We start from the raw sequence: 11,094 nt of genomic DNA, 5'->3' as shown, positions 1-11,094 counted from the left end.
ACTCTTTGCATTTTTGCCATTCACCACCCTGTGATGGCAGAAACAGAAAGGTTTCACCAGGTCGATACTTTTACTGTAGCCGTGTAAAAGCTCCCGGACGAGGTTTGCTTACAGGGAGTCTCCCAAAACTGATTAGGGTTGACGGCAATGAAAACACGTAAAATTGGACTCGCAAATTATCTTGCTTACGGTTCAGGGGACTTCCTCGGAGCGGGGACTACCGCCCTGACGGCCGCCTGGCTTTTGTATTTTTATACGACCTTCTGTGGACTCACACCGATTGAAGCAACCTTTATCTTCGCCGCCGCAAGGGTGCTGGATGCGGTTGTCAGTCCGTTAATGGGCTTTTTAACCGATAATTTTGGTACCACCTGGCTGGGTAAACGTTTTGGCCGGCGTAAGTTCTTCATCCTGCTGGGTATTCCCTGCGTTTTCAGCTACTCGCTGATGTGGGTAGGGGACATGAGTTTCTGGTATTACCTGCTGACGTATCTGATCTTTGATATTGTTTACACCATGATTCTGGTGCCGTATGAAACGCTGGTGCCGGAAATGACTGACGATTTCAAACAAAAAACCAAATTCTCCGGGGCGCGTATCTCCATGGCCCAGATGTCCGCCATTCTGGCCTCCTTCCTGCCGGGGATCCTGCTCACGCATTTCGGCAAAGACAACGCGATCTCCTTCTTCTATGCAAGCCTGGTCTTCTCCGTACTCTGCGCGCTGATGCTTACTTTCGTCTGGTTCTTCACCTGGGAGCGTCCGCGGGAAGAGTGGTCTGAAGCAGCCCTGCGCGCTGAAGAAGAGAAGAAAAAGCTGACCCTGGGACAGAGCCTGAACCGTCTTTTTGTCGAATTAAGTTCGACGCTGCGTATCAAGATTTTCCGCCAGCATCTGGGCATGTATCTCGGTGGCTATATTGCCCAGGATGTGTTCAACGCCGTATTCACCTATTACGTGGTGTTTGTGCTGATGCAGGAAGCATCCATGGCGTCCAACCTGCTGGGCACGATGGCCATCTTCCAGTTCCTCGCCGTGATTGGCATGATCCCGCTGTGCATTCGCTTCGGACCTGCGCCGTCTTACCGCATGGTGGTCGTGCTGTTTGGCCTGGCCTCGCTCTCTTACGCGGTGCTTTATTACGCGGGCCTGAGCGACGTTTACGCTCTGCTGCTGCTGATCTCTGCGGTTGCCGGTCTTGGCCGCGGGGGTATCAACTACGTACCGTGGAATACCTACACCTACATTGCTGACGTGGACGAAGTGATCACCGGTCAGCGTCGCGAAGGGATCTTCGCGGGCATCATGACGCTGACCCGTAAAGCGTCCCAGGCCGGTGCGGTAATGCTGGTGGGGATCGTGATGCAGATGTCTGGCTTTGTCAGCGGTCAAAAAGTGCAGCCTGCGGAAGTGAGCCACACTATCCTGATGATCCTGAGCGTCGGCACCATTCTGGTACTGTTCTGCGGCTTCCTGGTCTCCCTGCGCTTCAAACTCAATTTGCAGACCCACAGCACCCTGCGTGAAGAGACCGCGAAAATGCGCGAGTCCGGCCATGCGATGCCGGAGGCGGCGACCCCGCAGGCCCGCGCCACCGTGGAGATGCTGGCCGGTATGCCGTATGAATCCCTGTGGGGCAACAACAATATCGGTTACCTGAATCGCAACAAGCCGGCGGCCCCTTCACTGAAGGATCGTGCGGTACTGAATTCGACATACAACAGAGGTTAAGATGATGAAAGTTTGGCCTGTCAAACATAGCCCGTTACTGCGTCAGCCTGAGCGCTTTATCGCCAGGGATGAACTGAAATCGCTGATTCAAAAGGTGACGCATAATCTGGTCAATATCCACGACAAAACGGGTGAGTTTTTGCTGCGGCTGGACGACGGGCGCGTGATCGACACCAAAGGCTGGGCCGGATGGGAATGGACGCACGGCGTTGGTTTGTACGGTATCTGGCAGTATTACTGCCAGACCGGTGACGCAGGCATGCGCGAGATTATCGACAGCTGGTTTACTGACCGTTTCGCAGAAGGCGCAACCACCAAAAACGTGAATACCATGTCGCCGTTCCTGACGCTGGCGTATCGCTACGAAGAGACCAAAAACCCGGCCTGGTTGCCGTGGCTGGAAAGCTGGGCGGAATGGGCGATGAATGAGATGCCGCGCACCGAACATGGCGGCATGCAGCACATCACACTGGCGGAAGAGAACCATCAGCAGATGTGGGATGACACGCTAATGATGACGGTGCTGCCGCTGGCGAAAATCGGCAAGCTGCTTAATAAGCCGGAGTACGTCGAGGAGGCGATCTATCAGTTCCTGCTCCACGTACAGAACCTGATGGATCGTGAGACGGGGCTGTGGTTCCACGGCTGGAATTACGACGGCAATCACAACTTTGCCCGGGCCCGCTGGGCGCGCGGCAACAGCTGGCTGACCATCGTGATCCCGGATTTCCTCGAACTGGTGGATCTGCCAGAAAACAACGCCGTTCGTCGCTATCTGGTGCAGGTGCTAAATGCGCAGATCGCCGCACTGGCAAAATGTCAGGATGAGAGTGGATTGTGGCATACGCTGCTGGACGATCCTGATTCTTATCTGGAGGCGTCGGCCACGGCAGGGTTTGCCTACGGCATTCTGAAAGCCGTGCGCAAGCGGTATGTCGGCGCAGAGTATGCAGAGGTGGCGGAGAAAGCGATCCGCGGTATCGTGCAAAACATCTCGCCGGAAGGGGAACTGCTGCAAACGTCCTTCGGGACGGGGATGGGCAGCGATCTGGCGTTTTACCGCCAGATACCGCTGACCTCGATGCCGTATGGCCAGGCAATGGCGATTCTGTGTCTGACGGAATATTTACGGAAATATTTTTAATACCTGAATAATAATCTCATTACTGCAAAGCCTCTTTTAGAAGAGGCTTTTTTTTATAATGGCACCGGGAAAATACCTTACGCTATCAATATCAGGCGTGTTATATATTGATGGGGTGAATACTAGGCTGGAAATACATTACGCTTAGTATTAAATCGTGATTTTCTTCACAAAACACAATCCGTATTTATCCTATTTTTTATCTGCGTTAAGATTCTTCTAATATTCATACAAGGAGTGATGCAATGGAAAATACAATGGGCGGTATTATCGTTAACCCTGCTGTAAATATGCATGCCGATAAAATGTCTGATGAACATATCAATATGTTCGACACGGTTTTCAAGGATATTGATGGTGCGGGTTATTTCCCACTACTGTATGTCGGAAGCCAGCTTGTGGCTGGCCAGTTCCATACCTTTATTGCGCTTCGCCGTTTTATCCATGCGGAAGGCCCGGAAAAATCACTGGTTAAGGTGATTATTTTTCAAAGCCTGAATAATGACTTTGCCATTCATTCAATTTCTGAGTTTTAATGATTTTAACTACGGATAATTATTTAGACTGAAAAGGACATCATTATGTGGAAATCAGCGAAAAGGGATGAGTTTATCCCATTGGACGCGCCTGTAGCAGGTTATGAAATAGGTGTTCCTGGTATCAAAGGACCATCTCCATTGTTTATTATTCGTGCAAAAGTGAATGGTGGGATTCATCCGGGGAAATGGGTGTTCGGCAATACGGCATGGGTCCCATGGGGAGGAAGAGAGCACTTTTGTAATGAATTTGAAGTTTACGTGGGCGCTTTAAAATGGGTAGACGTTAAGGATAAACATTTCCCACCGAATATGGTTGAGGCGGGACATGAAGCCAATGGCACTAAGCTCTACGTTGCCCGTGCAAAATTCGATAACGGTCTCTTTGTGGGTAAAGCTGGAAGTCACCTCAGCAGAGGTTGCTGCATCGGCTATAACGGCAGAGAGTATGAATTAGATACCTTCCAGGTACTCGTTCACGACTGATGGCGTTCATTTATAAAAAAACCCGGCAACCGCCGGGTTTCTTTTTTACATACGTTCTATGGTTTCGATACCCAGGGTATCCAGACCCAGTTTCAGGGTCTTCGCCGTCAGCTGCGCCAGCTTCAGGCGGCTGTTACGCACCGCTTCGCTCTCGGCGGTCAGGATAGGGCAGTGTTCGTAGAAGCCAGAGAACAGACCGGCCAGATCGTAAAGGTATGCACACATAACGTGCGGCGTACCGTCGCGCGCGACCACAGAGAGCGTCTCTTCGAACTGAAGCAGGCGGGCAGCCAGCTGTGCTTCACGGTCTTCGGTAAGGGTCACCGTGGCGTTCGCCAGCACGCTTTCGTCAATACTGGCTTTACGGAAGACGGAGAGTACGCGGGTGTAAGCGTACTGCATGTACGGCGCCGTGTTGCCTTCAAACGCCAGCATGTTGTCCCAGTCGAAGATATAGTCGGTGGTACGGTTCTTGGAGAGATCCGCGTATTTTACCGCACCGATCCCAACCGCGTTAGCCAGTTTCTCCAGCTCGTCAGCAGGCATATCCGGGTTCTTCTCGGCCACCAGGCGACGGGCGCGCTCCAGCGCTTCATCCAGCAGATCGGAGAGCTTCACGGTGCCGCCCGCACGGGTTTTGAACGGCTTACCGTCTTTACCCAGCATCATGCCGAACATGTGGTGTTCCAGCGGCACGGATTCAGGTACATAACCCGCTTTACGCACGATAGTCCACGCCTGCATCAGGTGCTGGTGCTGACGGGAGTCGATGTAATACAGCACGCGGTCCGCATGCAGGGTTTCGTAACGGTATTTCGCACAGGCGATATCGGTGGTGGTGTAGAGATAGCCGCCATCCTTTTTCTGGACGATCACGCCCATCGGTTCGCCTTCCTTGTTTTTATACTCATCAAGGAATACTACCGTTGCGCCTTCGCTTTCCACCGCCAGGTTTTTGGCTTTCAGGTCCGCCACAATGCCCGGCAGCATCGGGTTATACAGGCTTTCACCCATTACGTCGTCGCGGGTCAGGGTCACGTTCAGACGGTTATAGGTAAGCTGGTTCTGGGACATGGTGATGTCCACCAGCTTGCGCCACATCTCGAGGAAGTACGGATCGCCGCCTTGAAGTTTCACCACGTAGCTGCGCGCGCGCTCGGCAAAGGCTTCGTCTTCGTCGTAGTGTTTTTTGGCTTCACGGTAGAAACCTTCCAGGTCTGCCAGCGCCATTTCGCCTGCGTTTTCCTGCTGCTGTTTTTCCAGATATGCGATCAGCATACCGAACTGCGTGCCCCAGTCGCCTACGTGGTTAGCGCGGATCACCTTGTGACCGAGGAACTCCAGGGTACGCACGGCCGCATCACCGATAATGGTGGAGCGCAGGTGACCGACGTGCATCTCCTTCGCCACGTTTGGCGCGGAGTAGTCAACCACCACGGTCTGCGCTTCTGGCTGAGCCACGCCCAGACGGTCAGATTTCAGCGCCGCGTCAACGTGGCTTGCCAGGAACGCAGGCTCAAGGAAAATGTTGATAAAGCCCGGACCGGCGATTTCGGTTTTGCTGGCGATGCCGGTGAGATCCAGATGCGTCAGTACCTGCTCAGCGAGCTGTCGCGGCGGCATGCCCAGTTTTTTAGCCACTGCCATCACGCCATTAGCCTGATAGTCGCCAAACTGTACTTTCGCTGACTGACGAACCTGTGGTTCGCAATCCGCAGGCGCACCTGCGGCAATCAGTGCCTGACTGACTTTTTCTGAGAGAAGAGCCTGAATATTCACCTGGATACCTTACGTTTTTGATGCGGGTAAAAAACACCCACGCCAGTTTAAGAATTTAGGGCGGGAGTATACTGCAAATGGCCTCGGGCGTCAGCCCTGCGGGGGGCGAAGATTGCTCAGAATCCAGGCGAAGACGGTATGCATAATCATGCAGTCAAAAAAACCGTGATTCTGCGGTTGGTCGACAGAGGTCAACAGAGTAAATTAGCGGCTTTGCGACACGAAACGAGACTGACCCATGGCGAACTGGCACACCATTGACGAACTGCATGATATTTCCGCAGATTTACCGCGCTTCACCCAGGCGTTCACAGAACTTGCCACCCGTCTCGGGCTGGATATCGCGCCGCTTGAGGCCGATCACATCTCTTTGCGCTGCCACCAGAATGCCACCGCAGAACGCTGGCGGCGTGGCTTTGAACAGTGCGGTGAACTGCTGTCAGAGAATATCATTAACGGTCGCCCGATTTGCCTGTTCAAACTTTACGCGCCGGTTACGGTGGCGCACTGGCAATTCACCGTTGTGGAACTGCCCTGGCCAGGAGAGAAGCGTTATCCGCACGAAGGCTGGGAGCATATCGAAATTGTTCTGCCTGGGGAGCCCGAGACGCTGAACGCCCGTGCGCTGGCGCTGCTTTCCGACGAGGGGTTAAGCCAGCCGGGTATTTTCGTCAAAACCAGCTCGCCAAAAGGTGAGCGCGAACGCTTACCGAACCCTACGCTTGCCGTAACGGACGGCAACGTGACGGTGAAATTCCATCCCTGGACTATTGAGCAGATCGTCGCCAGCGAAGCGTAAGCACTGTGAGCGTCGATCCAGACACGAATCGGGCAACGTGCCACGATGGTACGTTGAGTGAAATTTAAGGAGGATGACATGGCGCTGCTGGAAATTTGTTGTTACAGCGTGGAGTGTGCCGTCACTGCGCAACGGCAGGGGGCCGATCGCATCGAGCTTTGCGCGGCACCGAAAGAAGGGGGATTAACCCCGTCCTTTGGCGTGCTGAAATCAGCCCGTCAGGCCATCACCATTCCGGTGCACCCGATTATTCGCCCGCGCGGCGGTGATTTTTGTTATACGGCGGGTGAGTTCAGTGCCATGCTTGAGGATATCGCCCTCGTCCGTGATTCCGGTTTTCCGGGCCTGGTGATCGGTGTGCTGGACGAAGACGGAAACATCGATCTTTCGCGTATGCGCCAGGTCATGCGTGCAGCCCAGGGAATGGCGGTCACTTTTCATCGTGCGTTCGATATGTGTCAGGATCCGATACAAGCCTTTGATACGCTGGCAGAACTGGGCGTGGCGCGCGTTCTGACGTCGGGCCAGCAGCCCTCGGCTGAAAAAGGACTGAAATTAATTACGGAACTAAAAGTACATTCCGGTGTTCCAATAATCATGGCGGGCGCAGGAGTACGCGCCAGCAATCTGGAACTGTTTTTAAACGCAGGGGTGGAAGAGCTACACAGCTCGGCGGGTAAATGGATACCTTCACCCATGCGTTATCGCAATACAGGGTTGTCAATGTCGACGGATGCTGAAGCGGATGAGTACTCGCGCTACGGTGTGGATGGAGAGTCGGTTGCGGAAATGAAATCGCTGATTGAACGTCATCACGTGTAGCAACGTACCGATTTTTACCGCGCATCATGTCGCCCAATATGATGCTTGCTTGTACCAGGCCCCTGCAATTTCAACAGGGGCCTTTTTTTATTCTTGCCCCTCACCCCACAGGGGAGAGGGAACTGCACGGTGCGGTCTTTTCACCCTCGCCCCTTTGGGGAGAGGGCCGGGGTGAGGGGATAAATACTACGGCTTGGTCGCAATCAATACCGCACGCATCGGGGCCGGATAGCCTTCGATGGTTTTACTGTGATCGTCCGGGTCGAGGAACTGCTCCAGCGATTCGGTGATCATCCAGTCGGTGCGGCGCTGTTCCTCAACCGACGTCACGCACACATCGGCGATGCGTACATCGACAAACCCACATTTCTCCAGCCAGTTCTTCAGCGCCAGCGCGGAAGGGATGAAGTAAACGTTGCGCATCTGCGCATAGCGATCGCCTGGCACCAGAACGGCATGTTCATCCCCTTCGATGACCAGCGTTTCCAGCACCAGCTCACCGCCGCTGACCAGCTGATCTTTCAGTTGCCAGAGATGCTCCAGCGGGGAACGACGGTGGTACAGCACGCCCATCGAGAACACGGTATCAAACGCTTTCAGGGCAGGGAGTTGCTCGATACCCAGCGGCAGCAGGTGCGCGCGCTGGTCGTTACCCAGCAGCTTTCGCACCGCTTCAAACTGGCACAGGAACAGCTGCATCGGATCGATACCGACGGCCAGATGCGCGCCTGCGCCGATCATGCGCCACATGTGATAGCCGCTACCGCAGCCCACGTCCAGAATGGTGCGCCCGGTCAGGTCGGATAAATGCGGCAGAACGCGATCCCACTTCCAGTCTGAGCGCCATTCGGTATTGATGTTCACGCCGTACAGCGAGAACGGCCCTTTGCGCCACGGCATCAGGTTACGCATCAGCGTTTCGATGCGGTTGATCTGCCCGGCCGGGAGCGGCTCTTCGCTCTCCGCCGTCACGCTGTGCAGTAAATCCAGACGATGAGGCGTCAGTTCAGGCAGAAACTCCACGGCGTTGGACCACTGCTTCAACAGACCATGCTGCTGATCGCGCTGCCAGGTGGCAATTTGCGCAGGCAGGATTTCCAGCCAGTGGGAAAGGTGGTTTTTGGCAATTAGTTGATAGAAATTACCGAACTCGATCATGCTGTGTCTCCGGCTTTCAGCGCCACCAGAGAACCAAAATTAAAGCACTGGAACCACAGTTCGCTGTGTTCAAATCCAGCTTTGCGCAGGCGCGCTTTGTGTGTTTCAACGGAATCCGTCAGCATGACGTTTTCAAGCATGCTGCGCTTCTGGCTGATCTCCAGCTCGCTGTAGCCGTTTGCACGCTTGAAATCATGGTGCATATTGAACAGCAATTCGCCCACGCTGGCGTCTTCAAAGCTGAATTTCTCAGACAACACCAGCGCGCCGCCCGGGTTCAGACCCTGATAAATTTTATCCAGCAACCGCTGACGATCGTCCGGCACCAGGAACTGAAGGGTAAAGTTCAGGACCACCATCGAGGCGTTCTGGATGTCGATATCGCGGATATCGCCTTCCACCACCTCCACAGGCGTAGGGGCTTTATACGCGTCAATGTGGCGACGGCAGCGTTCAACCATGGCCGGTGAGTTATCGACAGCCACAATCTTGCAGCCTTCGTGATGAACGTTACGACGAATGGACAGCGTTGCCGCTCCCAGCGAACAGCCCAGGTCATAGACCTGCGTGCCGGGTTGAACGAAACGCTCCGCCAGCATGCCGATCATGGAGATGATATTGGAATAACCGGGAACAGAGCGCTGGATCATATCCGGGAAGACTTCGGCTACCCGTTCATCAAAGGTCCAGTCGCCCAGGCTGGCGATAGGCGCGGAAAAAAGCGTGTCGCGATCTGACATAACGTAAAAATCCGGGAAAAATAAAGGGGCATATTGTGCGCTAATGGAAGGAGAAAACCAACTCCCACGGCATATACCAAAGGTTAGCCAGCACCATCAGCAAAAGCGAGCACCAGGTCGCGCTCATGCCGGAACGACGCCAGCGGATCAGGCGGTGGTGAAAACCATAATAATGCATCAAACGACCTGCAATCAGCAGCAGCCCACAGACGTGCACCATCCAGGTTTCAGCGCCATCCATCTCCATTAACAGCAGTAAAATTAACGCGACGGGAATGTACTCGACCGCGTTGCCGTGGATCCGGATTGCGCTTTGCAGCTCAGAAAAGCCCCCGTCACCGTAGGAGACGCGGTACTGCATTCTCAGGCGCACAACATCAAATGAAAATTTAATCAGCAGTAATGCACCTAACACCGCATACAGCGCGCTGACCATACTAACTCCCTGTTTTTGGCAGATGGCACGTCTCTATGATAGGGGGTGATTTCAGAAAAGAGAAGATTGTTGTGGGATGGACGGCGCGGGGCCAACCGACGGAACCGCCTGCTGCAAGGCCTGCCAGAGAGCATCGACCAGTTCAGGTGCCTGGGCAATATCCGGCGTATGTAAAAACAGGTACGGAGTGGTGCTTTGCTCCCATTTCGCGAGCGTTTGCAGCCAGACGGCGAACATCTCCTCATTCTGTTGCATGTTATCGCTGCCGATAAACCGCACCATCGGGTTCTGCGCGGTAACAATGGCGTGAACCGGTACTTTCGGTTTTTTGCGCTGGGCATCAACAACGGCTTCGCTGTGCGGGATTGCGCTGTGCACGGGGCGGCTGTCGAGGATCACGCGGTTGACCGATCGTTCATGCAGGCCGCGATTCAGCGCTTTCTCCGCGTCGCCTTTGGCAAAGAAATCTGGATGCCTCACCTCCACACCGTACGTGAAATCGTGGGGCAGGGCGTCGAGAAACTGCCAGAGGGCTTGTAGATCGCGCGGGCCGAACGTGGCAGGAAGCTGGAGCCAGTACTGGCCAACACGGTTTGCCAGGGGCGACATCCGGGTGAAAAACTCGTGGGTTAAATCATCGCAGTTTCGCAGTGCGGCGTTGTGGGAGATGGTTGCCGGAAATTTGAAGCAAAAGCGGAAATCGTCGGTGGTTTGCTCGCGCCAGCGCTCGACGATCTCCGTGCGTGGCAGAGCGTACAGCGTGGTATTGCCCTCCACGCAGTTAAAGTGTCGGGCATACTCTTCAAGGCCAGTAATACCCAGGCGCACCCATTTCGGGTGCGACCACTGGGGCAAACCCACGTACATCATAGCGCGCTGAGGATCTCATCCGTGCTGCGCACGCGACCAATACGCGGGAAGATATGGGTCATGCTGCCCTGATGCTGATCCGCAGAGGCTGCGCTGCACGCATCTTCCGCTATCACCAGATTAAAGCCCAGCTCCCAGGCGTTACGGGCGGTGGATTCCACACCGATGTTGGTGGAGATCCCGCACAGAATAATAGTGTCTATCCCGCGACGGCGCAGCTGGAGCTCCAGGTCAGTGCCATAGAATGCGCCCCACTGGCGTTTGGTGACTTCTACATCGCTGTCGCGTTTACCGAGTGAGACCGGGTATGTCCACCAGTTGTCCGGCAGCGCATGCGCCGGGGCCTGAGCATCAACCGGCTGCTTTAGCGCTTCGGCGAAATCAGTGGACCAGCCGACGCGCACCATGACGACAGGCGCACCGCTGGCCCGGCATTTTTCCGCCAGACGCGCAGCACGGCTTACAACATCGTCAGCGGTGTGTGGACCACCGGCAAAAGGCAGGATCCCTTCCTGTAAATCAATGACCACAAGGGCGGTTTTGGTGGCATCAAGCGTTAACATTGTCACTCCAGTAAAATTAATTGCTTTTTT

The 11,094-nt window shown here is 54.6% G+C and carries 12 protein-coding genes; 6 read left to right on the top strand and 6 right to left on the bottom strand.

Annotated elements, in window-relative coordinates:
• Nucleotides 1-147 precede the first annotated feature (147 nt).
• From ACQG03_RS13185 to ACQG03_RS13170, 4 genes are all read left to right on the top strand, one after another.
• The gene (locus ACQG03_RS13185; protein ID WP_022648498.1) at nt 148-1,731 is read left to right on the top strand and encodes an MFS transporter; all 1,584 of its coding nucleotides are present in this window, start codon (nt 148-150) and stop codon (nt 1,729-1,731) included.
• Nucleotides 1,732-1,735: 4 nt separating this feature from the next.
• Nucleotides 1,736-2,875, top strand: a complete 1,140-nt coding sequence (locus ACQG03_RS13180) for a glycoside hydrolase family 88/105 protein (RefSeq protein ID WP_045308666.1) — start codon at nt 1,736-1,738, stop codon at nt 2,873-2,875.
• A gap of 245 nt (nt 2,876-3,120) precedes the next feature.
• On the top strand, nt 3,121-3,411 hold the full coding sequence (locus ACQG03_RS13175; RefSeq protein WP_022648496.1) for a hypothetical protein: 291 nt from the start codon (nt 3,121-3,123) through the stop codon (nt 3,409-3,411).
• 45 nt (nt 3,412-3,456) lie between these two features.
• Nucleotides 3,457-3,897: a DUF3421 domain-containing protein gene (locus tag ACQG03_RS13170; protein ID WP_022648495.1), complete on the top strand. Its 441-nt coding sequence runs from the start codon at nt 3,457-3,459 to the stop codon at nt 3,895-3,897.
• Between the two features lie 45 nt (nt 3,898-3,942).
• On the opposite strand, the gene argS is transcribed toward ACQG03_RS13170, so the two are convergent.
• Nucleotides 3,943-5,676 (bottom strand): arginine--tRNA ligase, encoded by a 1,734-nt coding sequence (argS, locus tag ACQG03_RS13165; RefSeq protein ID WP_063150079.1) that lies wholly within the window; start codon nt 5,674-5,676, stop codon nt 3,943-3,945.
• A gap of 238 nt (nt 5,677-5,914) precedes the next feature.
• Here argS and ACQG03_RS13160 point away from each other — a divergent pair, with 238 nt between their 5' ends.
• Together ACQG03_RS13160 and cutC are read left to right on the top strand one after the other, a co-directional pair.
• Nucleotides 5,915-6,475, top strand: coding sequence for a VOC family protein (locus tag ACQG03_RS13160; protein ID WP_063162935.1), 561 nt, complete (start codon nt 5,915-5,917; stop codon nt 6,473-6,475).
• A gap of 78 nt (nt 6,476-6,553) precedes the next feature.
• The gene (gene cutC, locus ACQG03_RS13155) at nt 6,554-7,297 is read left to right on the top strand and encodes a copper homeostasis protein CutC (protein ID WP_032622415.1); all 744 of its coding nucleotides are present in this window, start codon (nt 6,554-6,556) and stop codon (nt 7,295-7,297) included.
• Nucleotides 7,298-7,483: 186 nt separating this feature from the next.
• On the opposite strand, the gene cmoB is transcribed toward cutC, so the two are convergent.
• Genes cmoB through ACQG03_RS13130 form a run of 5 tightly spaced genes read right to left on the bottom strand, consistent with a single transcriptional unit; the run spans nt 7,484 to nt 11,064 of the window.
• Nucleotides 7,484-8,455 (bottom strand): tRNA 5-methoxyuridine(34)/uridine 5-oxyacetic acid(34) synthase CmoB, encoded by a 972-nt coding sequence (gene cmoB / locus ACQG03_RS13150; RefSeq protein ID WP_063162936.1) that lies wholly within the window; start codon nt 8,453-8,455, stop codon nt 7,484-7,486.
• Nucleotides 8,452-9,195: a carboxy-S-adenosyl-L-methionine synthase CmoA gene (cmoA, locus tag ACQG03_RS13145; protein ID WP_038416270.1), complete on the bottom strand. Its 744-nt coding sequence runs from the start codon at nt 9,193-9,195 to the stop codon at nt 8,452-8,454. Before cmoA ends, cmoB begins: the two co-directional genes overlap by 4 nt.
• Nucleotides 9,196-9,235: 40 nt before the next feature.
• The gene (locus tag ACQG03_RS13140) at nt 9,236-9,631 is read right to left on the bottom strand and encodes an MAPEG family protein (RefSeq protein ID WP_003859737.1); all 396 of its coding nucleotides are present in this window, start codon (nt 9,629-9,631) and stop codon (nt 9,236-9,238) included.
• A 51-nt stretch (nt 9,632-9,682) separates the two neighbouring features.
• Complete coding sequence (locus tag ACQG03_RS13135; RefSeq protein WP_063162937.1) at nt 9,683-10,501, bottom strand: DUF72 domain-containing protein; 819 nt, start codon at nt 10,499-10,501, stop codon at nt 9,683-9,685.
• On the bottom strand, nt 10,498-11,064 hold the full coding sequence (locus ACQG03_RS13130; protein WP_023300447.1) for a hydrolase: 567 nt from the start codon (nt 11,062-11,064) through the stop codon (nt 10,498-10,500). The genes ACQG03_RS13135 and ACQG03_RS13130 overlap by 4 nt, the downstream gene beginning before the upstream one ends.
• Nucleotides 11,065-11,094: the final 30 nt, after the last annotated feature.

It is taken from the genome of Enterobacter cloacae complex sp. 342H5 (assembly GCF_050030905.1).
Classification (GTDB): domain Bacteria; phylum Pseudomonadota; class Gammaproteobacteria; order Enterobacterales; family Enterobacteriaceae; genus Enterobacter; species Enterobacter intestinihominis.
The sequence above is the reverse complement of the archived record's forward strand: the minus strand, read 5'-3'. Positions and strand labels throughout refer to the sequence as shown.

Bases quoted from the DNA above. Each gene is read 5' to 3' on its own strand.
- ACQG03_RS13160 (WP_063162935.1), top strand. From the start codon at position 5,915: ATGGCGAACTGGCACACCATTGACGAACTGCATGATATTTCCGCAGAT.
- ACQG03_RS13170 (WP_022648495.1), top strand. From the start codon at position 3,457: ATGTGGAAATCAGCGAAAAGGGATGAGTTTATCCCATTGGACGCGCCT.
- ACQG03_RS13180 (WP_045308666.1), top strand. From the start codon at position 1,736: ATGAAAGTTTGGCCTGTCAAACATAGCCCGTTACTGCGTCAGCCTGAG.
- cmoB (WP_063162936.1), bottom strand. From the start codon at position 8,455: ATGATCGAGTTCGGTAATTTCTATCAACTAATTGCCAAAAACCACCTT.
- cutC (WP_032622415.1), top strand. From the start codon at position 6,554: ATGGCGCTGCTGGAAATTTGTTGTTACAGCGTGGAGTGTGCCGTCACT.
- ACQG03_RS13130 (WP_023300447.1), bottom strand. From the start codon at position 11,064: ATGTTAACGCTTGATGCCACCAAAACCGCCCTTGTGGTCATTGATTTA.
- ACQG03_RS13175 (WP_022648496.1), top strand. From the start codon at position 3,121: ATGGAAAATACAATGGGCGGTATTATCGTTAACCCTGCTGTAAATATG.
- cmoA (WP_038416270.1), bottom strand. From the start codon at position 9,195: ATGTCAGATCGCGACACGCTTTTTTCCGCGCCTATCGCCAGCCTGGGC.
- ACQG03_RS13185 (WP_022648498.1), top strand. From the start codon at position 148: ATGAAAACACGTAAAATTGGACTCGCAAATTATCTTGCTTACGGTTCA.
- ACQG03_RS13140 (WP_003859737.1), bottom strand. From the start codon at position 9,631: ATGGTCAGCGCGCTGTATGCGGTGTTAGGTGCATTACTGCTGATTAAA.
- ACQG03_RS13135 (WP_063162937.1), bottom strand. From the start codon at position 10,501: ATGATGTACGTGGGTTTGCCCCAGTGGTCGCACCCGAAATGGGTGCGC.